27 protein-coding genes and 1 riboswitch are annotated in these 26,896 nt (G+C 34.3%); of the genes, 4 read left to right on the top strand and 23 right to left on the bottom strand.

Annotated features, from left to right (window positions below; genetic code table 11):
- Nucleotides 1–325 precede the first annotated feature (325 nt).
- Together KW2_RS05575 and KW2_RS05570 are read right to left on the bottom strand one after the other, a co-directional pair.
- Nucleotides 326–1,987, bottom strand: coding sequence for a glycoside hydrolase family 43 protein (locus KW2_RS05575; RefSeq protein ID WP_021037205.1), 1,662 nt, complete (start codon nucleotides 1,985–1,987; stop codon nucleotides 326–328).
- Nucleotides 1,988–2,019: 32 nt separating this feature from the next.
- On the bottom strand, nucleotides 2,020–3,201 hold the full coding sequence (locus KW2_RS05570) for a glycoside hydrolase family 5 protein (protein ID WP_021037204.1): 1,182 nt from the start codon (nucleotides 3,199–3,201) through the stop codon (nucleotides 2,020–2,022).
- A gap of 296 nt (nucleotides 3,202–3,497) precedes the next feature.
- On the opposite strand from KW2_RS05570, the gene KW2_RS05565 reads away from it, so the two are divergent.
- Both KW2_RS05565 and KW2_RS05560 read left to right on the top strand, forming a co-directional pair.
- Nucleotides 3,498–4,694, top strand: coding sequence for an MFS transporter (locus KW2_RS05565; RefSeq protein ID WP_021037203.1), 1,197 nt, complete (start codon nucleotides 3,498–3,500; stop codon nucleotides 4,692–4,694).
- Nucleotides 4,694–5,593 (top strand): AraC family transcriptional regulator, encoded by a 900-nt coding sequence (locus tag KW2_RS05560; RefSeq protein WP_021037202.1) that lies wholly within the window; start codon nucleotides 4,694–4,696, stop codon nucleotides 5,591–5,593. The genes KW2_RS05565 and KW2_RS05560 overlap by 1 nt, the downstream gene beginning before the upstream one ends.
- Before the next feature lie 313 nt (nucleotides 5,594–5,906).
- Here KW2_RS05560 and KW2_RS05555 read toward each other — a convergent pair whose 3' ends face one another.
- From KW2_RS05555 to KW2_RS05470, 18 genes are all read right to left on the bottom strand, one after another.
- The gene (locus tag KW2_RS05555; RefSeq protein WP_011835198.1) at nucleotides 5,907–6,974 is read right to left on the bottom strand and encodes an ABC transporter substrate-binding protein; all 1,068 of its coding nucleotides are present in this window, start codon (nucleotides 6,972–6,974) and stop codon (nucleotides 5,907–5,909) included.
- Nucleotides 6,975–6,998: 24 nt separating this feature from the next.
- Entirely contained in the window at nucleotides 6,999–7,799 is an 801-nt protein-coding gene (locus KW2_RS05550; protein ID WP_021037201.1) for an ABC transporter permease, read from the bottom strand.
- A gap of 1 nt (nucleotide 7,800) precedes the next feature.
- Nucleotides 7,801–8,589, bottom strand: a complete 789-nt coding sequence (locus KW2_RS05545; protein WP_021037200.1) for an ABC transporter permease — start codon at nucleotides 8,587–8,589, stop codon at nucleotides 7,801–7,803.
- Nucleotides 8,586–9,866, bottom strand: coding sequence for an ABC transporter ATP-binding protein (locus KW2_RS05540; RefSeq protein WP_011835201.1), 1,281 nt, complete (start codon nucleotides 9,864–9,866; stop codon nucleotides 8,586–8,588). Before KW2_RS05540 ends, KW2_RS05545 begins: the two co-directional genes overlap by 4 nt.
- Nucleotides 9,867–10,326: 460 nt before the next feature.
- The gene (murB, locus tag KW2_RS05535) at nucleotides 10,327–11,226 is read right to left on the bottom strand and encodes a UDP-N-acetylmuramate dehydrogenase (protein ID WP_011835202.1); all 900 of its coding nucleotides are present in this window, start codon (nucleotides 11,224–11,226) and stop codon (nucleotides 10,327–10,329) included.
- A gap of 42 nt (nucleotides 11,227–11,268) precedes the next feature.
- Complete coding sequence (niaX, locus tag KW2_RS05530; RefSeq protein WP_021037199.1) at nucleotides 11,269–11,868, bottom strand: niacin ECF transporter S component NiaX; 600 nt, start codon at nucleotides 11,866–11,868, stop codon at nucleotides 11,269–11,271.
- 253 nt (nucleotides 11,869–12,121) lie between these two features.
- Entirely contained in the window at nucleotides 12,122–13,012 is an 891-nt protein-coding gene (gene thrB, locus KW2_RS05525; RefSeq protein ID WP_021037198.1) for a homoserine kinase, read from the bottom strand.
- Between the two features lie 4 nt (nucleotides 13,013–13,016).
- Entirely contained in the window at nucleotides 13,017–14,303 is a 1,287-nt protein-coding gene (locus KW2_RS05520; protein ID WP_021037197.1) for a homoserine dehydrogenase, read from the bottom strand.
- 180 nt (nucleotides 14,304–14,483) lie between these two features.
- Nucleotides 14,484–15,122: a deoxynucleoside kinase gene (locus KW2_RS05515; protein ID WP_011676278.1), complete on the bottom strand. Its 639-nt coding sequence runs from the start codon at nucleotides 15,120–15,122 to the stop codon at nucleotides 14,484–14,486.
- 128 nt (nucleotides 15,123–15,250) lie between these two features.
- The gene (locus KW2_RS05510) at nucleotides 15,251–16,534 is read right to left on the bottom strand and encodes a bifunctional folylpolyglutamate synthase/dihydrofolate synthase (protein WP_011835207.1); all 1,284 of its coding nucleotides are present in this window, start codon (nucleotides 16,532–16,534) and stop codon (nucleotides 15,251–15,253) included.
- A gap of 15 nt (nucleotides 16,535–16,549) precedes the next feature.
- Entirely contained in the window at nucleotides 16,550–17,050 is a 501-nt protein-coding gene (locus tag KW2_RS05505; RefSeq protein ID WP_021037196.1) for an NUDIX domain-containing protein, read from the bottom strand.
- A 2-nt stretch (nucleotides 17,051–17,052) separates the two neighbouring features.
- Complete coding sequence (gene folP, locus KW2_RS05500) at nucleotides 17,053–18,126, bottom strand: dihydropteroate synthase (RefSeq protein WP_021037195.1); 1,074 nt, start codon at nucleotides 18,124–18,126, stop codon at nucleotides 17,053–17,055.
- On the bottom strand, nucleotides 18,123–19,172 hold the full coding sequence (gene folE, locus KW2_RS05495) for a GTP cyclohydrolase I FolE (protein ID WP_021037194.1): 1,050 nt from the start codon (nucleotides 19,170–19,172) through the stop codon (nucleotides 18,123–18,125). The genes folP and folE overlap by 4 nt, the downstream gene beginning before the upstream one ends.
- Nucleotides 19,173–19,251: 79 nt before the next feature.
- Nucleotides 19,252–19,602: a dihydroneopterin aldolase gene (gene folB / locus KW2_RS05490; RefSeq protein ID WP_011676273.1), complete on the bottom strand. Its 351-nt coding sequence runs from the start codon at nucleotides 19,600–19,602 to the stop codon at nucleotides 19,252–19,254.
- 53 nt (nucleotides 19,603–19,655) lie between these two features.
- On the bottom strand, nucleotides 19,656–20,243 hold the full coding sequence (gene yihA / locus KW2_RS05485) for a ribosome biogenesis GTP-binding protein YihA/YsxC (protein ID WP_011676272.1): 588 nt from the start codon (nucleotides 20,241–20,243) through the stop codon (nucleotides 19,656–19,658).
- Nucleotides 20,240–21,475, bottom strand: a complete 1,236-nt coding sequence (gene clpX, locus KW2_RS05480) for an ATP-dependent Clp protease ATP-binding subunit ClpX (protein WP_021037193.1) — start codon at nucleotides 21,473–21,475, stop codon at nucleotides 20,240–20,242. Before clpX ends, yihA begins: the two co-directional genes overlap by 4 nt.
- Before the next feature lie 81 nt (nucleotides 21,476–21,556).
- A complete protein-coding gene (locus KW2_RS05475; RefSeq protein ID WP_003132101.1) occupies nucleotides 21,557–21,727 on the bottom strand; it encodes a hypothetical protein in 171 nt (56 codons plus the stop codon).
- Nucleotides 21,724–22,230, bottom strand: a complete 507-nt coding sequence (locus tag KW2_RS05470) for a dihydrofolate reductase (protein WP_011835213.1) — start codon at nucleotides 22,228–22,230, stop codon at nucleotides 21,724–21,726. Before KW2_RS05470 ends, KW2_RS05475 begins: the two co-directional genes overlap by 4 nt.
- 431 nt (nucleotides 22,231–22,661) lie before the next feature.
- Between KW2_RS05470 and KW2_RS05465 the strand changes: the two genes are divergently transcribed.
- Nucleotides 22,662–23,171, top strand: a complete 510-nt coding sequence (locus tag KW2_RS05465; RefSeq protein WP_011676268.1) for a tRNA (cytidine(34)-2'-O)-methyltransferase — start codon at nucleotides 22,662–22,664, stop codon at nucleotides 23,169–23,171.
- A gap of 153 nt (nucleotides 23,172–23,324) precedes the next feature.
- Nucleotides 23,325–23,735 (top strand): hypothetical protein, encoded by a 411-nt coding sequence (locus tag KW2_RS05460; RefSeq protein ID WP_021037192.1) that lies wholly within the window; start codon nucleotides 23,325–23,327, stop codon nucleotides 23,733–23,735.
- 36 nt (nucleotides 23,736–23,771) lie between these two features.
- On the opposite strand, the gene KW2_RS05455 is transcribed toward KW2_RS05460, so the two are convergent.
- The 3 genes from KW2_RS05455 to KW2_RS05445 all read right to left on the bottom strand — a co-directional run bounded on the left by KW2_RS05455 (nucleotide 23,772) and on the right by KW2_RS05445 (nucleotide 26,679).
- Entirely contained in the window at nucleotides 23,772–25,076 is a 1,305-nt protein-coding gene (locus KW2_RS05455) for a nucleobase:cation symporter-2 family protein (protein ID WP_021037191.1), read from the bottom strand.
- 57 nt (nucleotides 25,077–25,133) lie between these two features.
- Nucleotides 25,134–25,727, bottom strand: coding sequence for a xanthine phosphoribosyltransferase (locus KW2_RS05450; RefSeq protein ID WP_021037190.1), 594 nt, complete (start codon nucleotides 25,725–25,727; stop codon nucleotides 25,134–25,136).
- 109 nt (nucleotides 25,728–25,836) lie between these two features.
- Nucleotides 25,837–25,934: riboswitch (purine riboswitch) on the bottom strand.
- Between the two features lie 154 nt (nucleotides 25,935–26,088).
- Complete coding sequence (locus tag KW2_RS05445) at nucleotides 26,089–26,679, bottom strand: TetR/AcrR family transcriptional regulator (protein WP_244878751.1); 591 nt, start codon at nucleotides 26,677–26,679, stop codon at nucleotides 26,089–26,091.
- Between the last annotated feature and the right edge of the window lie 217 nt (nucleotides 26,680–26,896).

The raw sequence follows: 26,896 nt of genomic DNA, 5'->3' as shown, positions 1-26,896 counted from the left end.
TATTTTACGAATGTAAACTCTCTAGTTTCAAGTTCACATGTCCAAAGTCACTTAAGGGCAGAGAATTTATTTCAACTCCAAAAAGTTCTTTTCATGTATTTTCTTCTTCTGACATAAATCATATTTCCCTTAGATTTTATTTAGTTTATTCTTTCATAGAAAAAAGTTCTTTTTTAAAAAAAGAACTTAATTTCCACATGATCAGTAGGTAATTAGATAATGAATCTTTTTAAATATTTTTTCATTGACCCTAACTTCCAGATATATTGTCACTATAGATGGGCTTCACCTTACTAATGGCAAGCCAATAAACTATATTTAGTCTTTATTCGAAATTCACCACTTTATAGAATTGAAAATCAGCAAACGAATCATGTTGATGTGCATCTACCGTGCCAATAAAGTTGAACAATCCCGTGAAACCACCAATTTCACCCGATTCTCCATTTACACCTTCATCAGATAAATAGGTCACATCAATCTTTTCCATAACAAGTTGCCATTCCTCTTGGTCCACTAATCGAAAATACATTTCAGCAAAGCCCATATTATAAATTATTTTTAATTCTACAGTTCCACTAGGTACTTCGACGATTGGTTGAAAAATTTCTTTTCTCTCACCTAATTTTGCCTGTAAAACCGATAATACGGGGCCTTTCGTAATTTCTGAATAGGTAATATGGAGATAAACCCAATTATTTGAATCATAGTAGAGCCCGACACCTGCCGTTTCTGAATAATGATTAGGATTAAAAATTACTTTTGTATCAATTTCATACAAAAATGATGTTGCTCTAGTCGCCATTATTGATGGATTTACTTGTGAAAAAAATGAGTCTCCACCATAAATTCGTAAAAAGCCCGGTCGTTCTGTAGTATTAACCCATTCAATAGTTTGTGCTTGATACGGTGTCATAAACTGATTACTGTACTTTGGGGCTTCAAAATATTCTTGTACATCATGATTTAATAACTTCAAATCTTCTATACCAGAAATACCTTCTACTTCAATTTTTGCTAGATTTGAACCATCTTCCATTTCTAGCCAATTATCATCATTCCAACGCATTTTCTGTATTGAAGTTTCTCGTCCCAATGGATTTAAAAGTGTTCCTGGCAACGGTCGTGACATAAGATGAGTAATATACCATTCACCAGTTGGTGTATCTACTAGGGAGCCATGTCCAGCTTTTTGGATTAAAGAATTTGGATTATACATCTCAAAATGTCCTGCATCAGGATCTCCTAAAGAAAAGAGATGCCGAGGTGACGAAGTAATGATTGGTTCTCCCGTCGGATGTGGCTCATAAGGACCCATTATACTTTTTGAACGACCGATTTCGACTCCATGCGCATAACCTGTCCCACCTGAGGCCAGTAATAAATAATAGTAGCCCGCATGTTTATAAATTTGTGGTGCTTCGGCACATCCCCGAGTAGTAAAACCTTGGGTTACTCTTTTCCACTGACCTAAAACTTCTCCATTTTCCAAAGAAATTTCTGCAATGACAATGTGTCCTGGAGCTTGGTAACCTTCTCTGCTCTCCCATTCTAATATTGCAGCATAGTGCTTACCATCTTCATCGTGGAATAAAGAGGGGTCAAAACCAATTGATGTTAAATAAATTGGTTCAGACCAGGGTCCACTAATATTTTCAGACCACATCATATAAGAATTTGAACTAAATTCTCTACCAGCCATATTTACCATGTGAGAATAGGCTAACCAATATTTTTTAGTTTTTATATCATATGATAAATGAGGAGCCCAAATTCCACCAGGTGTATTTGTTCCTCGTAAATTGATTTTGTCTTTTTTTAATACATTATCAATAAGTGTCCAGTTGACTAAGTCTGTAGATTTATACAATTGAATGCCTGGCATCCAATGAAACGTTGAAGTAGCTAGATAATATGTATTCTCAACTCGAATAATAGATGGATCTGGAGCCATTCCAGGAATAATTGGATTTTTTATCTTCACCATTTAAAGAAAACCTTTCTTAATTATTTCGATTTCTAATATTTTATATCATTCATTGGATCAACCCACTGATTAATTAAGCAACGGCTCATATCCCATGAATCCCAACCATACCACGCTGGTTCATTTACAGTATCAATATTTAATTTATAAGTCCAATAAATATGACCTTCACCTTGGTTCCAAGCTTTCACTGAAGCATTCCATAGTTCTAAATAAGTCATTGCTAATTCATTTTTTGACATTGTTTTTTTATCTAAAAATTCTTCTTGAGTCGGATTGATTCCTCCTTTTGTATCAACTCCAGCAGTATATGAATTAAAAAGTGACCATTCCCCTACAAAAACAGGAACATATTTTTGTACCTCGGCAATTTGCTTTCCTAAATCGTCCAGATACACTTTATAAGCTTCTAAACTTTGCGGTGTTCCTTTTAATTCTGCAATCATCACATATTGGTGGGTATCTAACATGACATTTTTAAAGTCATTTTCTTTAAAAAATTCCTTCCAAGAATGTAGTTCAAAACCATCATGAAATGAAATAACCATCTCTTCTGGAAGTATGTTTCTTAAGCGGAAATATGCTTCTTTATAAAATTCTTGTAGAAACTCTAACGATATAGGTGCACTGTCAACAGCCAGTTTTAAATCTCGAGGAATATATCGTTTTTGAGGATTCATCGTTTTCCAAATACGTTCAGTAATTGGCTCATTAATCACTTCGATTCCCCATAAAGCAGCATGATTTTTATAGCGTTCTGCTAATCTTGTTAATACTGTTAATTCAAATTCAACTTCTTTTGGCATTTGTGCCCATCTACAAACTCCGGATAATCCGCCATTATCAAATGCATTTTGACTAAAAGGTGCTGTATGTAAATCTAATAAAATACGTACCCCATAGGCTTCTGCCCAGTTAAACGCTCGATCTAATTCCTCAATACAACCGATAAATGGTAAGCGATCTCCGAAAATAAAATAAGGAACTGGAATTCGTATTAAATTAAATCCGGCTGAGGAAATACGTAAAAAATCGGTTTCTGTTATAAACTCTGAGCGATGAACTTTGATTCGTGCCTTATATTCACTCTCAGATAAGTCATGTGCCAAATAATATTCATCTTCTGCGGCTACATCTTCAAAAAGTTTAGGAGACATCCATTTTTCTAAAACAAGCCATCCACCTAAATTAATTCCTTTAATTTTTTCTGTCATTTTGTTCACCTTTCTCAATGCTATAAGAATACCTAATTTCTATAATTAATTATATATCAAAAATCAGATATTTTTTACCAATAATCGGAAAAAAAGCTAACATAATCACTTATTTTGTTTGGCATTTTCCCTTGTATATTAGTAAATAAGCAGATTAATACTGGTAATTTTTATAAAATGCAACCGTTATCTTTAGAATGAAAAGCGCTTGCATTTTATTTTGAAAAAGTTTAAACTGTCCTGAGTATCACATTACTGCAACAAAACATAATTTTATTATCTAGGAGGTTTCACCCATGTTAAAATCATCAACTTCTTTCCAGAATGTTCGACTAAAAGTTGCTATTTTATGTATATCCTTAACAATCCAAACAGCAGGCGCTGTTGCTGCTGCTGTACCGACGATGATTGATTCCTTTGCCAATCGAAGTACAACCGAAATTCAATCACTGTTAACAATCCCCTCTTTCTCTATTATGTTATTCATAATTCTAAGCTCTGGAATTATTAAATACATCGGAAAACGTAATACAGTTCTTATAGGATTGACCATAGCTCTTTTGGGCGGACTATTACCTGCTTTTACTTCCAATTTTTATTTAATTTTATTAGGTCGTTTCTTATTCGGTGCTGGTACTGGATTATACAATTCATTAACGATTTCTTTAATCGGAGATTGTTTTGAAGGAGATGAGCAACAAAATTTAATTGGATTACAATCAGCTACTGCTGCCTTAGGAAACAGCGTCGCAACTTTTATTGCAGGTCTATTATTATCAGTTAATTGGCATAGTAGTTTCTTAGTTTATTTAGCAATAATTCCTATGATTATTATTTTTTCGCTAGGATACACAAAAAGAATTGAGAAAGAAACGAGTGTTGAAGTTAAAAACGATACCGTCGCACATGTAAATAAAAAATTATCCCCTGCTGTTCTTTTAGGTATTTTCACGTTATTTTTCTTCTTCGTGTCTGTAATCGTCATGCTAACTTCATCAGCACTTGCAATTCAACAATTAGGACTGGCTCACTCTGAACTTCTGTCTCTTGCTTTAGCAGTAGCCGGTATTTTAGGAAGTATCAGCTTCATCTTTTATGGACAAATTCATAAGTTATTTAAAAATTTCACACCTGTTTTAGCATGTGTTTTAGGATTCATAGGGTATTTAATACTACTTGCGGCTACCAATATGCTTGTATTCTTTATTGGTTTAGTTTTTGTCTCCATTTCCATGATAGTTATTCCTTATGTATACGGTCTAATTTTATCTAGTGTGACATCTTCCGCCAAAAATATTGTTATTTCACTAGCTATGATTGCTTGTAACTTAGGATCCTTCTTTTCGCCTTTTATAATCAGTTTTTTAGGAAAAATATTTGGAGCTTCTGACGCTTTATCACAAATAAAATATGCAGCTTTCATTTTTGTCGTAATAGCTTTGATTTTCACATTCTCAGCTCTGACCTCTAAAAATAAAGGTCGTGAACAATAATGAATAAAGAACCCGAATGGCTAAAAAATATTATCAGCTTACCCGAAATAAATATGAATATGAAATTTTTTGGAGGGCACCAACAAAGTGTTCCATTAGGCTGGAAAATTGAACGTGAGGCCCATTTTGCTTTCGAGATTATGATTATACTTGATGGTGTTCAACAGACTAAATTTGATGGATGTTCATTTAATTGTTATCAAGATGATATCATACTCATCCCACCCGGAATGCCACATGAAAACTCTTGTATTTCGCCTACTGGTATGCATTATTTTTGTGTCCATTTTGATATTGATGATCCAGAGATTCAATTAAATATACTTATGCTTTGCTCAGTAAAATTAAATAAAAATAATGATGCTTTTACAAAAATAAAATCAGTTCTCCAAAAGTATATTACTCTCATTGAAACAAATACTTTTTCTCTTAGGGAGAAATTAATGACAGAAAAACTTTTGATTGAATTAATGCTTAGTTTATATGATTACACCTTACTAGAGCAAAATATAGCTACATTATCAGATAATTCATCGCTAATTTTAGCAAAATCAATCGCAGATACAATACAACAAAATTTTCGAACATTTACTAAGCAACCTATCAAAGAAAACCAGCAACTCCTCTCAATGCATGAGATAGCATATGCTTTAAATATAAGTGAAAGTACCATGTTGAAAGTCTTTAGAAAAGTTTACTCAATCAGTCCTAAAAATTATCTAGATCAACTCCGTTACAACGAGTCAAAATTTCTTCTTCATCAACCATATCTTCCAATTAGCGAAATTGCTGAAACTATTGGATATCAGAATCTGTCCCATTTTTCTCGACAATTTAAACAATGGAGTAATTTGTCGCCAAAGGAGTATCGCATTCATTTCCAAAAGAATGGTCGATAGATAGATAAATAATTAAAAAACAAACTAATTAGACCCTCAGAATATAGACTTTTTATGTCTACAATTTTAGGGTCTTTTATTAACATAAAACATTTTTTCTATTATAAAAAGTATGATAGAAAATTTAAAACACGAAATAAACAGTTTTAAAATGAAAAAATTGATTGAAAAAAGAAAAAGTCTACAAATTAACTTTGTAGACTTTTATGTAGGATTTATTTTTAATTTTGAACTTAACTGGACTATAGAGTTGCTAATTTTAGTGGTTTTACTAGTTCTGCAGACACATTCAAATTAGGACAACGCTCTCCAATTATTTATTCATCTTAAATTCTAAATACAAATCATTATAAATTCCAGTCCAATATGGATTGAGGTTTTTGTAAGCTTCATCATCTTTGATAGTTGCTTCATCTGGGTAAAACGATTTATTATCACGAATTTCTTTGGGTAAGAGAGCTTTTGCTTTCAAGTTCGGAGTTGCATAACCAATCCACTCTGCATTTTGAGCTGCATTTTTGGGTTCCTGCATGAAATTAATAAAAGCGTAAGCTGCTTTGACATTTTTTGCTGTTTTCGGAATAGCTAAATTATCATACCAAATATTTGTACGTTCAGGGATGACATATTTCAAATTTTTATTTTCAGAGGTCATCTCTGCTGCTTGTCCGCTATAAACAACGGCTAAAGGTGTCTCATTATTAATCATGTAATTCATGATTTCATCGCCCAAAATTGCTTTTACATTTGGCGTAAGCTTAAGGAGGTCTTGATAGGCTATGTCTAACTCTTTTTGGTTGGTTGTATTTAATGAATAGCCATGTTTACTAAGAACCATTGCCATGACGTCACGCACACTGTCTGTCAGTAAAATCGAGTTTTTGTAAGTTGGTGACCAGATATCATTCCACGTTTTTGGAGGAGTTTTTACTGTTTTTGAGTTATAAACTATACCTAATGTTCCCCAAAAGTATGGAACAGAATATTGATTTCCTTGGTCGAAAGCTGGATTAAGTAGTTTAGGGTCATCGTCTTTTAAACCTTTAATTTTGCTGTGGTCTAGCTTAAGGAGCAGATTTTCTTTGGCCATTTTTTCAATCATGTAATCAGAAGGAACAATCAGGTCGTAAGCTGTTCCTCCTTGTTTAACTTTTGAATACATGGCTTCATTGGAATCAAAAGTCATATAGTTAACTTTATAACCTGTTTCTTTTTGAAATTTACTAATCAAGTCTGGATCGATATATTCACCCCAGTTAAAAATTGTCAAGCTATTATTCTGAGTTTTGACTCCGTCAGCAGCTTTCATTCTATTGGTAATCAGTCCTAGTGAAGCAGTAATGACTAGAATTCCAACAAAAAAGTATAATAATTTTTTCAAGTTTCTCCTTTCTATAAGAACTATTTAGGTCAGATTTGAAGATTTTCCGACGGTTTCTGAATCTTTCATAATATAATAATACCCTACAACCAACAGTATTGAAAAGAGAAATACAAGGGTAGAGAGAGCATTAATTTCTAAAGAAATTCCGGCACGGGCTCTGGAATAAATTTCTACTGACAGTGTTGTAAAATCGTTTCCTGTAACAAAGAAAGTGACGGCAAAATCATCTAAAGAATAGGTAAAAGCCATAAAGAAACCAGCAATTATTCCTGGCGTCAGATAAGGTAAAATGATTTCACGCATGATTTGACTTGAATTTGCTCCTAAGTCATTGGCAGCATCAATTAGTGAGCTGTCCATTTCTTGATAAAGGGGCATGACCATTAGCACAACAATAGGTATGGAGAAGGCAATATGGCTGAGTAAGACGGAGATAAAGCCAAGTTTCATTCCAACAATTGTAAACAAAATCAAGAAGGAAGCACCAATGACAACATCTGGCGAAACCATCAGCACATTATTTAGCCCAAGCAAAACTTCTTTTCTTCTTCTTTTTAATTTTACAAGATTTATGGCACCGATTGTCCCAATGACTGTAGCGACTAATGAGCTTAAAAAGGCGAGAAAGAAAGTTTGAACAACAATCAGAATCAAACGGCTGTCAGCAAATAATGTTTTGAAATTATCTAATGTAAAACCTGTGAATTTACTCATGTCACTTCCAGAGTTGAATGAGTAAAAAATAAGGTAAAAAATAGGAGCATATAAAAGGATGAGGACAAAGGTGAGGTAAACTTTACCAAGTGAATTTTTCTTTTGCAAATCAATCTCTCCTTTCTTTGGTCATTCTCATGACAATCAACATGGCTACAACCAATACAACGGCAATAGTTGAACCCATTCCCCAGTTTTGGGTAGTTAAAAAATGTTCTTCAACAGCAGTCCCAAGCGTGATGACTTTATTTCCACCGATTAAACGGGTCAACATAAAGAGTGACAAGCTTGGGATAAAAACAGCTTGCACTCCTGCTCTCACACCGTTTAGTGAAAGAGGCCAGATGACTTGGGTAAAAGTTTGGAAAGCTGAAGCACCTAAATCTCTACTTGCATTGACCAAATTATCATCTAAATCATTTAAAGCATTAAAAATTGGTAAAACCATAAAGGGGATTGAGATATATGATGCGACCAAAATAAAACTTAGGTCAGTAAATAAAATTTGTGTCCGTCCAATCCCCAAAAACTGTAAGAAGTTATTGACCGAACCATATTTACCAAAAATTCCAATAAAAGCATAGGCTTTGAGCAAAAGGTTTACCCAAGTCGGTAAAATAATAAGCATGAGCCAAAATTGTTTCATTTTTAGTTTGGTCAAAACATAGGCCACAGGGTAGGAAATGACAAGGGTTGCCACAGTAATAATCAGTGCGTAGAGAATAGAATTCCACGTCATCAATAGATAAGTTCCACTAGAGAAATAGAGGATGTAATTGTTAAGGGTAAAATGACCGTTTAAATCAAAAAATGATTGCCACAAAAGCATGGCCAAAGGAACAATAACAAAGAAGACAATCCAGAGAAAATAGGGAACGGAATAAACTCTTTTGGTCACTTATGATCCCCACTTTCACTATTTTCTGTTTCATTTTCTTGCTTTTGCAAAATTTCATTAACAGTTTCAGCAAGTTCTGTCAGCTCCATTGTATTTTCAAGAGCTTCTTTGACTGCTTCTTGAATGGCCGCTTCCTCTTCAGCATTTTCTTCTTCAACAGCTTTAGCTAAACCGACGGTTTCTTCTTCTTCAACATATTCTTCAATCCGAGCATCAAATTCTTCTTCACTTTCATTGAGACGCATGATATGAATGGCTTCTGGGTCAAAATCAAGTCCAACCGTTTCACCAACGATAGCTTTGTGGGTCGAATGGATCAGCCATTCATTGTTAAATTCATCATAAGCTACAATTTCGTAGTGAACACCACGAAAGAGCTGAGTGTCCACTTTGACATTGAATTTTCCCTCGTTAGGAAGAGTAAACCAGATATCTTCTGGACGAATGACCACCTCAATCGGTTCATTTTTACGCATCCCACCATCGACGGCTTCAAATTTTTGACCATTGAATTCTACAAGGTAATCTTCAATCATTTTTCCGTTCAGAATGTTTGATTCGCCAATGAAATCAGCGACAAAATGATTGATTGGTTCATCATATATATCTGTTGGCGTGCCTGATTGAACGATTTCACCTTCATTCATGATGAAAACCCAATCAGACATGGCCAGTGCTTCTTCTTGGTCATGGGTAACAAAGATAAATGTAATTCCAAGACTTTGTTGAAGTTCTCTTAATTCATATTGCATGTCCTTTCTAAGTTTCATATCAAGGGCTGATAGAGATTCATCAAGTAAGAGAACTTTTGGACGGTCGATAATGGCGCGGGCAATAGCAACCCTCTGTTTTTGACCGCCTGATAATTTCGTAATTGAACGCTTTTCAAAGCCATCTAAGCGGACAAGTTTTAGACTTTCTGAGACACGCTTAGCAATTTCCTTTTTATCTACTCCTTTGATTTTAAGAGCAAAAGCGACGTTATCAAAAACGTTCATATTTGGAAAAAGGGCATATGATTGAAAGATAGTGTGTACATTGCGCTTATTAGCTGGTAGGTCGTTAATTCTTTTATCATCAAGAATAACATCACCATCAGTTGCGTCAAGAAGTCCGGCAATAATATTTAAAATTGTTGATTTTCCCGAACCTGAGGCGCCTAAAAGCGTGTAGAATTTTCCTTCTTCAAGTTCAAATGAAATATCTTTAAGGACAGTTGTATCAGTATCCGCATAGGTTTTACTGACATTTTTAAATTCGATAATTGTTTTTGACATTTTAATAATTCCTTTGAATATAAAGATGTGTTAAGCCATAAAATTACTTGAAAATAATATAAAAAACCAAGCCAACGCTTGGTTTCATCATCAATTTAAGTCTTCTGATTCCAAAAGGACAAACAGAAAAATCTTGTGCAGAGTCTATACAGCAGAAGAACTTTTAATACTCTTATTGATGCGCCAAAGCGTGTTTTTCTTGGGTGGGGCTTTTTATATCTCCCCATAACTCATGAACGAGTTAATCAATAAGGCAACGAAAGTCGCCAATTTCGGCTTTTGACCCGGCTGTCCGTCTGGCCTTAGCTCAAATTATTTATTAAAACATAAATTGATTACTGACAAAGTATCCGTAATCTTGAGCGGTCAAATCTTCTGTATATGCACAGAACATCATTAATTATAGCTTAAATTCGATGATTTATCAAGTTGAAATTTGAAAAAGACAGGAAATCCTGTCTTATTTTTCACCAATAATTCTGACCTCAGGCTCTAATGTCACACCTGAATTTTCTTTAACTTTTTCAATGACCAGAGCAATCAGTTTTTCATAATCCGTCGCATTTCCATCAGCAACATTAACCATAAAACCGGCATGTTTTTTACTGACTTCGACACCGCCAATACGCTGACCTTGAAGTTTAGCTTCTTGAATTAATTGTCCTGCAAAGTGACCAACTGGACGTTTAAAAACTGAGCCACAGCTTGGATATTCTAAAGGTTGCTTACTTTCACGTAAGAAATTAAGACGATCCATTTCATTTTGAATTTGTGTTGGATCTCCTGCTTGGAGTTCAAATTTTGCTGACAGAACAATTAAGTTTTTATCACGAATCACGGAATGACGATAACCAAATTGCATTTCACTTGCACTTAAAACCGAAACATTTCCCTCAGCGTCCATCACTTTACAGCTTACCAAAACTTGGGAAATTTCACCACCATAAGCTCCAGCATTCATGAATACCGCTCCACCAATTGAGCCAGGAATCCCACAAGCAAATTCAAAACCTGTCAGTGAATTCGCTTGGGCCACTTGAGTGACTTCTTTTAATTTCGCTCCTGCTTGCGCTTCAATGGTATAACCAGCCACTTTTACTGAATCAAGTTTTTCAAGTAAAATAACGAGTCCACGAATTCCACCATCACGAACAATCAAATTTGAGGCATTTCCAAGAACTGTAACCGGTGTATCAGTTGCTTTCGCTTTTGCTGACAGTTCTGTCAGTGCTTCTATTGTAGCCGGAAAAGCCAGAATATCAGCTGGTCCTCCTACTTTTGTGTAAGTATAATTTGATAGGGGTTCATTAAATTTAATCAGTAAATCTGGGATATTTTCAAGATCAGTTTCTTTTATCATAACCTTATTTTATCATTTTCTATTAAAGATGACAATTTTGTCTTAAATTTCGACTTTAACTTTCTTTTTATTCACAAGATTTTTAGCTTTATCAAAGATGTCAATAGGAAAGGCTTTACTCAAAACATTACCCAAACCAAGCGCTAAGTTGAAGTCAATCATGCTATGGACAAGTCCTCCAAGAGCAATCAATAAGAGGAAGTTCAATAAAGCACCTTGCTCAATATTCGCAAATCCTAGAGAATAAAAAGCATAAACAACTAAAGTTTCCAAACCAGCATGAAAAATACCGAGAATAAAATTAAAGATTTGGATTTTAACTTTTTGATGAACAAATTCTGGATGTTTTTTCAAGACATAGGCACCAACAGTCATTACAGGAAGGTGCATCAGCGCGCGCAACCAAATTGTTGGCACCGGAATACTAATCATGAATCCGAGAGTTGTTCCCAGAGCAACAAAAGCAGTCATAAGTGGGCTGAAAAACATGGCAGCCATTACCGGAACATGTGCAGCAAGCGTGAATGAGGCTGGGCCAATAATGAGTTTAACCGGCATCATCATTGGAATTAAAATTCCAAGTGCAGTAAGCATCGCAGCAATAATCAGATTTCTGACTTTTGCCTTTTTTGTTTGAGTCATTTGAGTTTCCTTTTCTTTATAAACTCTTGCTTTAAAAAAGCGGACAGTAGGGCAATCGTGGTTTCTCATTTAAATCACATTTTTTGTCATTAGAAGAAATTTAATAATTCATTACTTTTAACTTTAAAAAAATGATAAATCAAAAACCTTATTCTGACAAATAAAACGAAAGTTAGTGAACTACTTTACATTCTTTTTTGCTTTAATGATTATATCATTTTATCTATAAAATAATCAACAAAAAGAACCTGTATTAAAATACAGATTCTTCTACTTGTAATCCTTTGTTATCAATTTTCAATGGATAAAGGTGACCAGTGAGGTTTTTTTCCATAATTTTTTCTGTCAGTAAAGTTAACTTATCATCGGGTACAAGCAGCATCACTGTTGGACCTGCACCGCTCAGATAAGTTCCGTAAGCCCCAAAATCATGACCGATTTCTCGCAATAACTGAAGCTCTGGAATCAAGGAAGCACGATAGCTTTCATGGAAACGGTCAGCTTCCATCATTTGCCCTGCTACTTCTAAATTATTTGTCAAAAGACTGGCTGTCAGTACATTCGCAATGGAACTGGCAGCAACTGCTTCTTTATAAGTCAACTCATTGGGTAAGACCTTACGACTTTCGACCGTTTTTAATTCATAATCTGGAACAAAAGCCAAAAGTGCGCATGAAGGAAAATCAGCGACAATATGACTTGTTTTACCAGCCACAGTACTTGCAATAACCAGATTTCCTAAAAGAGCTGGAGCGACATTATCTGGATGTCCTTCAATTTCACAAGCTAACTTAAGTTTTTCATCAGAAGTCAAATTAAGTTTTGCCAACTGATTGGCCAACTCAATTCCAGCAATAATGACTGAACTTGATGAGCCGAGTCCTCTTGCCAAAGGGACTTCTGAGGTCATTTTTAGATGATATTTTGCTGACAGAGCGACATTCTTGTCTTCCAAAACTGCTGACAGTGTGGTCAGTAATAAATTTCTTTCGTCAGTTGGAATATTTTCACCTAAATCATGGTCAATCTTCCAATCCCTACTTTCCCCAAGTACTTCAACTGTCAAATATAAATTGACGGCGATACCAATTGAATCAAAACCGGCGCCCAAATTTGCTGATGTTGCTGGCACAATAATTTTCATTTGATTAGTCCCCCAATACTTTGAAACGATTAAGTAATTTAAAATCTTTTTCTTGATTCAATTTATCTTGAATGGCCGAAAGTTGAACACGATTAATTTTATGACTAATAATCACAACAACTGCCCGCTTGCCATTTCCTTTTTGTTGCAAAACTTGTTCAAAAGAAACATTTTCACTTGTAAATAGCTCAACCAAGCGTAAAAGTTGTCCTGTTGAATCAGGTGTCTCAACTGAAAAATAATATTTATTTTCAATATCATGGGGATTAGCTAGACTTGTAGAACGTGCATATTCATTAAATGATTTTCCAATTGTCCCATCTTTGACGCGTTTAACAATCCGGACAATATCTGCTAAAACACTCGTAGCTGTGGGTTTTTGACCCGCCCCTGCACCATAAAACATTGAATCTCCAATACCCTCTGATTCAATGAATACAGCATTCATGACCCCATTTACACTGGCGAGTGGATGTGATTTAGGCAGAAAAGTTGGACTAACTTCGGCAAAAATTCCTGAATCAACTTCGTTAATTTCACCAGTCAGCTTTAAAACATAACCAAATTGTTGTGCAATCTCGACATCAGTTTTTTGAATGCTTCTCAGACCAGATTTAGCAATTTCATCTGGCGCAAGCGTCATTCCAAATGCAAATTCACTTAAAATAGCTAATTTATAACTGGCGTCAATTCCGTCTACATCATTCGTAGGGTCGGATTCAGCATAACCAAGTTCTTGAGCTTTAGCCAAGGATTCATCATAAGTCCAGCCTTCTTCACTCATTTTCGTCATCATAAAATTACTTGTTCCATTAAGAATTCCCAATAGATGTGTAATTTTATCAGATGAAAATGAATTAGCCAAAGTTCTTAAAATAGGAATTCCCCCAGCGACTGCCGCTTCATAATAAAGGGCTACATGATGTTTTTGAGCTAAACTCCGAAGTTCCACCCCATGAACAGCCAGCAAGTCTTTGTTAGCCGTGACGACGTTTTTACCTGCTTCTATCGCTTGAGTAATGTAGGTCTTAGCAGGTTCAATTCGTCCCATCAGCTCAACGACAATTGAAATTTCTGAATCGGCTAAAATATCGTCCAAATTTAAGACAAAATCATAATTAAAGCCTTGACTTCTGGCCTTTTCAATTGCCTTATTATCTCTCATCAAAACTTTTGAAATGACGATTTCTTCATCCAATATTTTTGCTAATTTCTCTTTATTCTCTGAAAGTAAAGTTGGAAGCCCTGTGCCAACTGTCCCAAACCCCAAAATTGCTATATTTACTGCCATCAGTTCTCCTTTAAAATCTAAAATAAAATGTTAAGATAATTCAAAAAATAACTTTTGAATAATTTCTTAATATTATACCATTTTTATAGAAAAAAATTTACTGACAGAATGGTCAGTAAATCTAAATGCTTCTATTTTACTGACAGATTAATCAGTAAATTACAAAATAGAAATTTATGCTTAAAGTAAATCAAGTTTCTTTAATTCATCATCAATTTGTCCCAAAACTTCATCTAAATGTTCGGGATTATTGACAAAATCAATAGAATCTCCATCAATTCTCAATTTTGGTGAAATATCATAATTTTTATACCAATCAGGATATTCATCATGAACTTGGGCATAGTAGTCTTTTAAACCTTCTTGATTCTCAATTTGTTCAAACGAACGTCCCCGTTGAGCAATTCTTGAAAGCATTGTTTCAAAAGAAACATCAATATAAACCAATAAATCTGGACGTTTTTTTGGCATTCCATCAAGTTCCTCGAGCATGTTTGCTAACAAATCTTGATAAATTTCCAATTCAGTTTTCGTCACATTCCCATTTTTATAATTCAAAGTTAAGAAAAGTTCATCTTCAAAAATTGAACGGTCGAGTACATTGTTATCCTGACGATAAGCCATCTTAATTGATTCAAAACGTTTATTCAAAAAATAGATTTGCAATAAAAAAGCATATTTTTGAGGATCTTGATAATAAAGATCAAGGACAGGATTATTATCCACCGCTTCATAAAAAACATCTGTCTTCAAATGTTCCCCTAAAGCCTTTGCTAGGCTTGATTTCCCTGCACCAATAGTACCTGCTAATACGATCAAAATTGTCTTTTCCTCCTCGTCATTCTCCCAAATAAAGAATGAATTTATTAAATCTATTTTATTATAGCCGAATTTTTAAGATTTACAACTATTTAATGAATTTTAGAAACGAAAACTACTTCTATTTACTACTTTTCTTTTTTCAAAAATTCACGAACTTGTGATGAAAAATAGAGCGAACCAGTGATTAATAAGAGCTCATCTTCATCTAAAGCTTTTTGTGCACGAACAATCGCTAATTCCCAACTTGGTGCTAATTCAACCCCTTCATCCTCTAAATACCGAAAATCTTTCAAGTCTAAAGCTTTAGGATAATCAAAAGTTGTCAAAATTAAGCGAGAATTTTTTACCGTTTGAAGCATTTTTATCATCTGCCTAATATCTTTTGTGGTAATAGCTGAAAAAATAATTGTAATTTTTTTATCAGGGAATTCTTTCCCCAAGTTCTCAAGCAAACGATTCATGGCATGAACATTATGAGCCCCATCAAGTAAAATTAAAGGATTTTCGCCTAATTTTTCCATTCGAGCAGGCCAAAAAGCTTCACGAATTCCCGCACGAATAATCTCTTCATTCAAGTTAATTCCAACTTTATTCGCATAGACGAGCGCCAATTCAATGGCCATTCCAGCATTTTCTACTTGATGCAAGCCAATCAAAGATTTTTCTAAATCCAGAATTGCCTCTTGACCTGCAAAGAAATCAAAATGTTCATGCTCTTTTAACTCGGTGCGGTAATCATAAGGATACTGATAAATACGCGCAGTATTTTTTCTGGCAACTTCCCAAATAACTCGCAAGGCTTTTAATTCAATGTTTCCAACCACAACAGGTATTCCAGCTTTAATAATACCTGCTTTTTGAGCTGCGATTTCTTCAATCGTTGAACCCAAGATATCAATATGGTCTAGCCCGATTGTTGTGATTCCAGAAACAACGGGTCTAATGACATTTGTCGAATCAAGCAGTCCACCCAAGCCAACCTCGATTACCGCCAAATCAACCTTTTCATCAGCAAAATATTTAAAAGCCATCGCGGTAATAATTTCAAATTCAGTAATTCCAGTCAACTCAGCATCATTATCAAGCTGCTCAACTAAAGGTTGAATCATCTTTACATAATAAATTAACTTTTCATCAGGGATTGGTTGAGCATTTATAGACATTCGTTCACCAAAAGTCGTAATAAAAGGACTCGTAAAAGAAGCAACTTTTAAGCCAGCTTGCATAAAAATAGAACGCGTAAAGGCAACAGTTGATCCTTTCCCATTTGTTCCAGCAATGTGAATCATTGATAAAGATTCCTCTGGATTGCCTAATAATTCTAAAAGTGCTGAAACTCGATTTAGCCCTGGGCGAATATTAAATTTTAATCGTGAATGTATCCATTCTAATGCTTGTTCAATAGACATTTTTGACCTTTTCTATTATATGTTCTTATAACGATAATACTTTTTAAACTCTTCTGGTGCTTCTTCTAGTTCAAGGAGAAAAAAAGGTAGCTCAGCAAGCTCAGCTTCTTGTTTTTCCAACTCCAAGAGATAGCGAAAATCAATGTGCTGATGTTTTTTTTCATTTTTTATTTCATTAAATGGAATATCAATCAAATTAACATCTACTAGCTTACCCATTTTTTTTGCAAAAAAGCCTGTTTCTTCATGAAACTCGCGAATCGAAGTGTCCAACGGGCTTTCTTTCAATTCAACATGCCCAGCAGGAAGTAAAAGCTCCTTTTGATAAGGATGCTCAATAAAAAACAATTTATCTTCTTTGAAAACTAGGGCACTGGCTGAAAGTTGCAAATCTGGGTTAATTTTACCACGTAACTCATAATTTGAACTTTCCAATAATTGAATAATTTTTATCAATTTTTCCTGATTTTCAGCAGTTACCACTTCTTTTATTTGAGAAATCAAATCCTCATTCATGATTAAAATTCCTTATAAATTTCAATTGCGTCAAGCAAACGTTTCGTTTCTTTCACATCATGAACTCTAAGGATACGTCCACCATCAGCAACCATTTGTCCCTCTAACATCAAACTTGAAAAAAGTCGCTCTTCTCCTTGAGCATTGAAGAGTCTTCCCATAAATGACTTGCGAGAAATCGCAATCATGACCGGCAGACCAAGTCTGCTCAAAAGTTCCGTTGTTTTAACACGTTGAAGACTATCAGAGCCTGAATCTCCATTGAAAAAACCAACTCCGGGGTCAATAGAAATTTTTTCAGGATTCAGTCCAAGCTGAGTCAGTTCGATTTTTTTATCTTTAAAAAATAAAGGAAGTTCTTCATAGACATTGTCAGCATACTTAAAACCTGCCCGACCATTATTCATGGCAACCACTGCTGGCTGGTACTTTTCAATCACTTTTAGCTTATCCGCTGTGTCAAAACCATCAATATCATTAATAATATCGACACCAGCCTCTAACACCCTTTCCATAACATAAGCTTCATCCGTATCCACGGCTAAGACAGCTTTTGGAAAATACTTTCTAATTTGAGCAATGGGTTCTTTTAATCTGCTCCATTCTTCCTCTGGACTAATGTCCGCATAACCAGGACGAGATGATTTTCCACCTAACTCAAGTACAGATGCTCCATTTTCTAAATCGGACTCTACTCTTTTAAGAATATGGGAAATGTTTAAATTATCTGGATTGCCATCATAAAAGGAATCGGGAGTAACATTAACAATTGAGTAAACGATTGATTTTCTAGTCAAATCAAAATTGAAATTTTTTCCTGACCAAATAATTTGATGCCGTTTATAAATCAGTTCAAGCTCATTTTTTACTTCAATATTTTCCAAATGATTAAGTAGTTTTGCCAACTCATCAATAGTTAAAACAGCTAGAAGACTATTTTCGCTCAGTTTTGCAAGACTTCCAATCCTATAAAGCTTTTTTTGTAAGCCTGTCAATTCATCATTACTTAATTCTTCAAATTTTATCACAATATTTTTTAAAGAAAAAGATTCTTGATTAAGTTCTAAGATTTTCATAAAAGACTTTCTAAAAATTCCATTCTTTTTTCGCTGTTTTCTTTAAATTCACCTAAGAAGTAAGAAGTTTTGGTCAACGAATTTACTTTTTTCACTCCGCGCATTTCCACGCACATGTGACGTCCCTCAACAAGAACAGCCACTCCTTTGGGTTTTAAAATATCCGTCAAAATATCGGCAATATCATGAGTAATATTTTCTTGCACCGAAAGTTTACGAGAAACATAATTAACTAAACGAGGAATTTTCGATAATCCAATGATGCGTCCACCATCAGGAATATAAGCAACATGAGCCTTTCCAAAGAATGGTAGCATGTGATGCTCACACATTGAATAAAATGGAATATCTTTAATCAGCACAATTGAATCATTCTTAGAAGAATCAATTTCAAAAAGTTTGTATTCATTAAAGTTTGTCAAACGTTGTGATGAAAGAATTTCTTCATACATTTTAGCCACTCTGGCAGGAGTTTCAAGCAATCCCTCTCGATTTGGATTCTCACCCACTGCAAAAAGAATTTCTTTGACCGCCTCTTCAATACGACTTTTTGGAGACTTTTCTTCTTCAATCACATGCAGTTCTTGCTCACTTTCTGAAAGTTTAGCAATCGCCTCGCGAATTGGCTCATAATACTTAAAATCATTGCTTAAAAGCTCAAATATAGGCTTTAAAACAAATAAACGATTAAAAGCTTCTTTATGTGGAACAATCAAATTTTCTTCTTGAATTTCTGAATTTCCATAGAAAATAATATCAATATCAATTGTTCTTGGTCCCCAGTGAATTTTTCGCTCACGATTTAAAGAAAGTTCAACTTCATGAATAAAATCTAATAATTCTAAGGGTTCAAGTAGTGTGGCCACCTTTAAAGCTAAATTTGTAAAATCATCTTGTTTGACGCCACCAACTGGAGAACTTTCATAAAAATTTGATACTTTTTCAATCATAATTTTCGGGTGTTTTCCCAATAAACGAATGGCTTCATGTAAATAATACTGACGGTCCCCAATATTACTTCCCATGCTTAAATAAGTTGTTTGCATAAGTCCTCCATTTAGACACAATCTTTTATGATTATGTTCTCCTACTTTGTCTGTAAAATGTTTATCTTAGCAGATAAATCTACCCTCTCATCTCGATTTCAGCAGAATCAAAGATACCTTCAATCGGAACAGCTAATTTTCTAAGATGGACCTCAACTGCTGAAATCCCTTCTGAACTTGCTTTTACAGCCTGAATAATTTCAAAGGCAACATGTTCAATCAAATCGGCTTTCGAAGCCTCTACAACTGCTTTGGTTGCTTCGTAAAAATCTACATAAGACAAAGTTTCATCTAATTCATCTTTCCCTGAGAAATCAAAATTCGTTTCCACAATTATATCAATTTCAAGATTCTGACCCAAAATTTTTTCTTCAGAAAGCACACCAATATGCGCTCTAAATTTCATATTATTAAGTTTTATTTTGTACATAATTCCTCTTTTTAAGTGTAGAAAAGGCTATGAATCTCTTCATAGCACTATTTTCAGAGATATTTCAAAATTGCTGTCCAAGCTTCTTCAATTCCTGTCTTATCGGTTGAAGAAAAGATAATAAAATCATCTGTACTATCAAATTTCATTGCTTTTTTGATAATTGATTCATGTTTATTCCACTTACCGCGTGGAACTTTATCCGCTTTGGTTGCAACTAAAATCACTGGAATATGATAGTATTTTAAAAACTCATACATCATCAAATCATCTTCTGAAGGTTCATGACGAATATCAACTAGACTGACAACCGCTTTTAAATTTTCACGTGTTGTCAAATACTCTTCAATCATCTTGCCCCATTTTTCACGTTCTTTTTTTGACACACGGGCATAACCATAACCAGGAACGTCAACGAAATGAAGTTGATCATCAATATTATAAAAATTGAGCAACTGCGTCTTCCCTGGCTGACCAGAAGTTCTTGCAAAGTTCTTGCGATTCAATAAAGTATTAATAAAACTTGATTTACCAACATTTGAACGACCTGCTAAGGCAATTTCTGGCCAATCGTTTTCAGGATATTGTTTTTTTGATGCTGCTGAAATTGTTATTGTCAGATTATTTGTATTAATGGTCATTTTTTATCGGCCTCTCGAATCATTTCTGGCTCAGCTTTTCCGTCAACAACTGCTTCAGTAATGATAACTTTTGTAATTTCTTCATGACTTGGAACTTCAAACATAATATCCATCATCACTTCTTCAATAATTGAACGAAGACCACGCGCACCTGTTTTACGCTCAATTGCTTTTTTCGCAATTGCCATAAGAGCTCCATCTTTAAATTCAAGTTCAACATTATCAAATAACAAAAGTTGTTTATATTGTTTAATCAAAGCATTTTTAGGCTCTGTCAAAATTTGAATTAAGTCTTCTTCAGTTAAGCGTTCTAAGGCAGCTACAATCGGAAGACGTCCAATAAATTCAGGAATCAACCCAAACTTTTGAATATCCTCAGCGATAATTTCTTGCATATAAGAATCTTCATCACTCAATTTTTTATTATTGGCACCAAAACCAATGATTTTTTCACCCAAACGTTGTTTGACAATTTCTTCAATTCCATCAAAAGCTCCACCAACAATAAACAAAATATTTTTGGTGTCTATTTGAATCATTTCTTGATTAGGGTGTTTACGTCCACCTTGTGGTGGAACACTGGCAACTGTTCCTTCAATAATTTTTAGAAGGGCTTGTTGAACTCCTTCACCCGAAACATCACGAGTGATTGAAACATTTTCAGATTTTTTAGCAATCTTATCGATTTCATCAATGTAAATAATTCCACGTTCTGCACGTTCGATATTAAAGTCACTGGCTTGCAAAAGTTTTAAGAGAATATTTTCAACATCTTCTCCCACATAACCCGCTTCAGTCAAACTTGTCGCATCAGCAATGGCAAAAGGAACATTGAGTGATTTTGCTAAAGTCTGTGCAAGGAAAGTTTTTCCTGAACCTGTTGGGCCAATGAGTAAGATATTTGATTTTTGAAGCTCAATATCTTCAGCAATTTTACTTGCTGTAAAATTAATTCTTTTATAATGATTATAAACCGCAACTGCAAGCGCACGTTTGGCCTTTTCTTGACCAATAACGTATTCATTCAAATGGTCAAACATTTCTTTTGGTGTCTTAACTTCAAGCATCTCTGAATCTTGTTCTTCTTTTAATTCTTCTTCCAAGATACGAGTTGAAAGTTCGATACATTCGTTACAGATATAAACATCTGAACCGGCAATCATCTTTTTTACATCATCTTGACTCTTTCCGCAGAAAGAGCAATGAATATTTGGATTTTGTGTATTTGACATAGTTATTTTTTCCTGATTGTGCTAACCTATAAAACTGATAGTCGTTAGCTTACTTATATAACATACTTTTTCTAAATACTTTTAAAACAAAGTTCCAGAAAAAGCATGAATAGTATTTACGAGATTAGTAAAAGCATTAAGTAAAAATAATACTCCTAAGCCCCAACGTTTTTTTCTAAAGCATTGAATCGCAATGACAATGCTAATCCAACAAAGGAGAGCTGTGAAAAGCCCAAAAATTGATTTTGTCATGGTTGTTTCACTTTTTCATATTTTTTAATCGTAAAAGTATAAGCATTTCGCTCATCTTTATCGTGAAAAATTTCCGAAACCACTTTGAATTTCCCAAAGTCAAAATGAGTTGGGAAATAAGTATCTCCTTGAAATTTTTCATGAACAACTGTTCGATAAAGCAATTCAAGTTCTGATTCAAAAAGGGCTAATATTTCAGCGCCTCCCGTGATAAACAAGTCTTTATCCTGCTTATAATACCAATCCAGAACTTCCTTAGGGCTGTGCATGATGAGAACTTTTTCATTTTCAGATTGATAAGTTTCGTCACGAGTTAAAATAATACTTATTCTCCCCGGCAAAACACGTTTGTTCATTCCTTCAAAGGTTTTTCGTCCCATCAAAATCACTTGATTCATGGTTGTTTCTTTAAAATGTTTTTGTTCAGCAGGTAAAGACCAAGGCATTTTGTCAGCTTCTCCGATAAGTCCTTGCTCATCTTCTGCCCATATTCCAATTATCATAGCAACCCCTCTCATTGATTTTTACTTTTTCTATTATAGCAAAATTTTGCTATTTTCGCTTTGACAAGTTCAGTTCTCCGTACACCTTTTAATCAATTATTTTGTTTTTTATAAAAAAATTTAAGTTTTTCCTTTACAAATGCAAAAAGAAGTGGTATGATATCAATTATATTAATTTGTTTCAATCTTTCCTGTTATGATTAAAGCAAATTAGTCCCCCAACTAGACTTCTTGCTGAGATTGACTCCGAGGGGTCTAGTTTTTTTGTTTTTTACTTTAATTAATTTACTGACGGTTTGATATCTGCAAGTAAAATGTCTCTCGTAATTCTGTTTTATTGACTGACATTCTCGCATACCCAATTGACGAAAGTACAAACGGGTTCTGACATAACCGTCAGTAAAATTTTTGTTATTAAGAAAGTGTATCACATGAATCATATTGCTCTTTTTGAACCTCGTATCCATTTCAATACAGGAAATATTGCTCGTACCTGTGCAGCTACAAATACTGTTTTACATTTGATTGAACCTTTTGGTTTTGAAATTTCAGATAAACACCTCAAACGTGCTGGTCTGGACTATTGGGATAAAGTAAATATTGTCTATCATAAAAATTTACAAGACTTTATGGACTCAATTGCTGACGGAGGCCAACTTTATTTGGTCAGTAAATTTGCAGAACACGTTTATTCTGATGTTGACTATTCTGATGATGAAAAAGACCACTACTTCTTGTTTGGCCGTGAAGATACTGGACTACCTGAAGAATTTATGCATGAACACCGTGACGAATGTATCCGTATCCCAATGAATGACGAACACGTCCGCTCATTAAATCTTTCTAACTGCGCATGCATGATCGTCTACGAAGCACTCAAACAACAAGAATTCCGTGGATTAGAACTTGTCCATACTTATGAAAAAGACAAGTTAAAATAATTTTAACTATATATTTATTTACAAAAAGTTTTGCAAATTTGCAGAGCTTTTTTCTATTGTATGTTAAAGGCCGAAGTGCTATAATGGTGCCAAACGAAGACCCTTAATTTTGAGCTTTATTTTTTATGAACAGAGATAGATGAGGAGCAGGATATGAAAGCAAAATTAGGAAATACAATTATAGATTTTTGGAAAATCAGCACCAGTAAACCCGAAAATGAACCTTGGGTTCTTGAATCCTTTGAAAAAGGGCAGATTTCCTGGTCTGGCCAATTTGCTATGAATAGCGCTAAAAAACAACAACTAATCACTGATGGAATGATCAAAAGAAGTTCAGATGACCAACATAATATAAGCAATGAAATAAAACATTTGGACTGGATAGGGCTTTATATCTCGCCCAATAAGATGGGTAACGTTTATCCGAATGCAATTTTTCTCGTAGTCAATCAAGTCCGTATCCCAGCCTTTGGACGACTTGGAGAGTACCTTGTCCTTGTGCCTGAAGGTTCGCTCGAGGTCTACTCAGAAAAGAAATTTGAACGTGATTTAAAAGAAATTTGAAATAACATAAAAAAACCACCATTTGGTGGTTATTTTTTATTTTGCTTCATCAGCAGCTAATTCATCTTTTTTTCCATGGTTAAATACCAAATTCAAGATAATCGCTGAAACAGTACTCATCACAATCCCATTAGAAACAAAAGGTTGAATGAAACTTGGAAGAGCCGTGAACAGGTTAGTAGAGTTAAAGCCGACACCCATCGCAATCGCAACAGCGGCAATCAAAAGATTTTGATTACCCTCAAATTCAACTTTCGCTAACATTCTAATCCCTTGTGTCGCGACCATCCCAAACATAATCAACATTGCTCCACCAAGAACGGGAGTAGGAATAAGTTGTGCAACAGCGGCAAATTTAGGGATAAGTCCTAAAATAATTAAAAATCCTGCAGTAAAATAAATTGGTTTACGAGTTTTAATTCCTGATAATTGCACTAAACCAACGTTTTGTGAAAATCCTGTGTAAGGGAAGGTATTGAAAATCCCTCCAAGAAAGACAGCAAATCCTTCTGCACGATAACCATTACGTAAACGTTTTTCATCAAGATTTTCACCAGTGATGTCGGCAAGAGCCAAATAAACACCAGTTGATTCAACCAATGAAACGATAGCAATAATTATCATCATTAAGGAATCTGCCAGATAGAATTTCGGTGCTGAGAAATAGAAAGGTTGAGGAAGGTGTGCCCATGGTGCTTGAGAAACAACAGAAAAGTCAACCAAGCCCATACTTGCTGCTATGATTGTCCCTGCAATGAGTCCAATCAATATCGCAATAGAACGAATAAATCCAGTAGTAAAAATATTAATGAGTAAAATTATTAAAATAGTAGAAACAGCTAAAATTAAACTTTGAATAGTTGGCTTCTCAACGTTATTTCCCATATTTCCGATTGCCACAGGAATAAGACTTAAACCGATTGTTGTAATTACTGAACCAGTGACAATTGGTGGAAAGAGTTTGCGAATTTTAGAGAAAATTCCTGAAATCAAAATAACGAAAACTCCGGCAACCATCAATGAACCAAACATAGCTCCTGAACCATGTCTTTGTCCAATAATAATCAAAGGAGCAACAGATTGAAAGGCTACCCCTAGGACTACTGGTAAACCAATCCCAAAATGCTTACGCATTTGTAGTTGCAAGAAAGTGGCCAAACCACACATGAAAATATCTGCTGAAATTAAATAAGTTAATTGCGTAGCCGAGTAATTTAAAGCTCCAGCAATCATAATTGGGACAAGAATTGACCCTGAATACATGGCCAACAGATGTTGGAGTCCCAAGACAGCAGATTTAGAGTTACTTTGCTCCTGGCTTTGTTCATTTTTATGAGGCATTTTGATTTTCCTTAAATTTTTCTTTTTTTATTCTTTTTAATTGCTTATTGCTTAGTTTTAATCGAAAGCGATATCGTCCGCTGGGGCGAAGATTACTTTACCATCTTCAAACTTCTCAATCCGGGCAAGACTGGTAAGTTTCATTCCTTGATCAAGAAGTTTTTGACGTCCATCTTGGAAAGATTTTTCAATCACCATTCCTAGACCAACAACTTCTGCTTTGGCTTGTTCCATCAAATGAACCAAACCAAGTGCTGCTTGTCCATTGGCCAAAAAGTCATCAATAATCAAGACTTTATCGCCTTCTTCAATCAGTTTACTTGAAATTTGAACGGTAGAAGTTAATTTTTTAGTGAAGGAATAAACTTCTGTAATCAATAAATCATCATTCATAGTCACATTTTTAGCTTTTTTAGCAAAAATCATTGGAACATTGAGTGATTCAGCAGCATATAGAGCAGGTGCAATTCCACTTGCTTCAATCGTTACAACCTTTGTAACTCCGGCATCTGCATAAACTTGTGCAAAACGCTTCCCGATTTCTTTCATCAGTTGATAATCAACTTGGTGTGTCAAAAAGCGGTCAACTTTAAGTATATCTTGACCTAATACTTGACCGTCTGAATGAATGCGGTCTTCTAATAACTTCATTATTCTCTCCTTAAAAAAATTTTTTCTCATCTGTGCCCACAGGTGAGAAAAACGTCTCGTTATAAAAATAACAAGACGTTTCAAATACGCAAAAAAGAAATTAAATTTTTGAAAAATCGAATTTCCTTATTGTCTCGCATTTACGGTACGAGGTAGAAACGCCCAGCCATATTCTAGGTATAAATAAGATTGTTTATAGCAGCTCAACGATTCTTATTGAAAATACTATTTATACATTTTAACACTATTCTTTTAAAATTCCTACTATAAAATTTATACTAAAAATTACATTTTTATTATAAATTCATCTATATAACATATATCAAAAAATTCTATATATTTATCAACAATAATTCATTTTTCAAAGAGAATCATCTAAATAAAACCGGTCAAAGTAATCCGAAAGATGTAACATCTCACATAATTCTAAGAATTCATCACAATAAATAGACGGAGGTGCGGGTGAATCTTCTGCGACCCACTGTAATAAAATTTGTATAATAATGCGTACATATAGACGCAGCAAGCTCTCTCTTGCAATCGACACATCAGAAAGGTCTTTCTTTAGAAAAGGCCTTGCCCATTCGACGAACCCATCTCCAATATAACTAAACCAATCACCATATTCCGTATAATGATAAAAAATCCGAATAGCAAAGCGATACTTATACATCACAGGAATCACCTCTCTTGCAATTGCCTCCAAAATCGGAAGATTTTTATCTTTTACAAAAGCTTCATCCATAGCTTTGATAATATCATCTGTTATCTCATCTCGAATCGTATCACTAATTTCTATGACACTTTTAAAGTGTTTTCGATAAATGGCCTGTGGTGTCATCCTCACCTTATTTGCAATTTCATTCATCGTAATTCGTGTTCCAGAATTACTTTCATTTGCTACAACCAAAAAAGCATCCATAATTTTTTTCTGAATTTCTGTAATATACAATTTTTGCTCCTTATTTGCGGAAATCATCTAAAATCATTATAACCGCACCTCCACTTAAATGTCAAAAAGTTTACATTATATAAATAATGAAATTTTTATTTAAGAATCTTTACATTACTTTTAAATAAATTTGTTCTTACAAAACCTAATATAGCACTAATAAAATCAAAAATAACCAGGAATTTAAATATTACTAATATTAAATTGTCAGTTTACT

The organism is Lactococcus cremoris subsp. cremoris KW2 (assembly GCF_000468955.1).
Lineage (GTDB): Bacteria > Bacillota > Bacilli > Lactobacillales > Streptococcaceae > Lactococcus > Lactococcus cremoris.
Note: the sequence above shows the minus strand (reverse complement) of the source record. Positions and strands in the feature narration are given on the sequence as shown.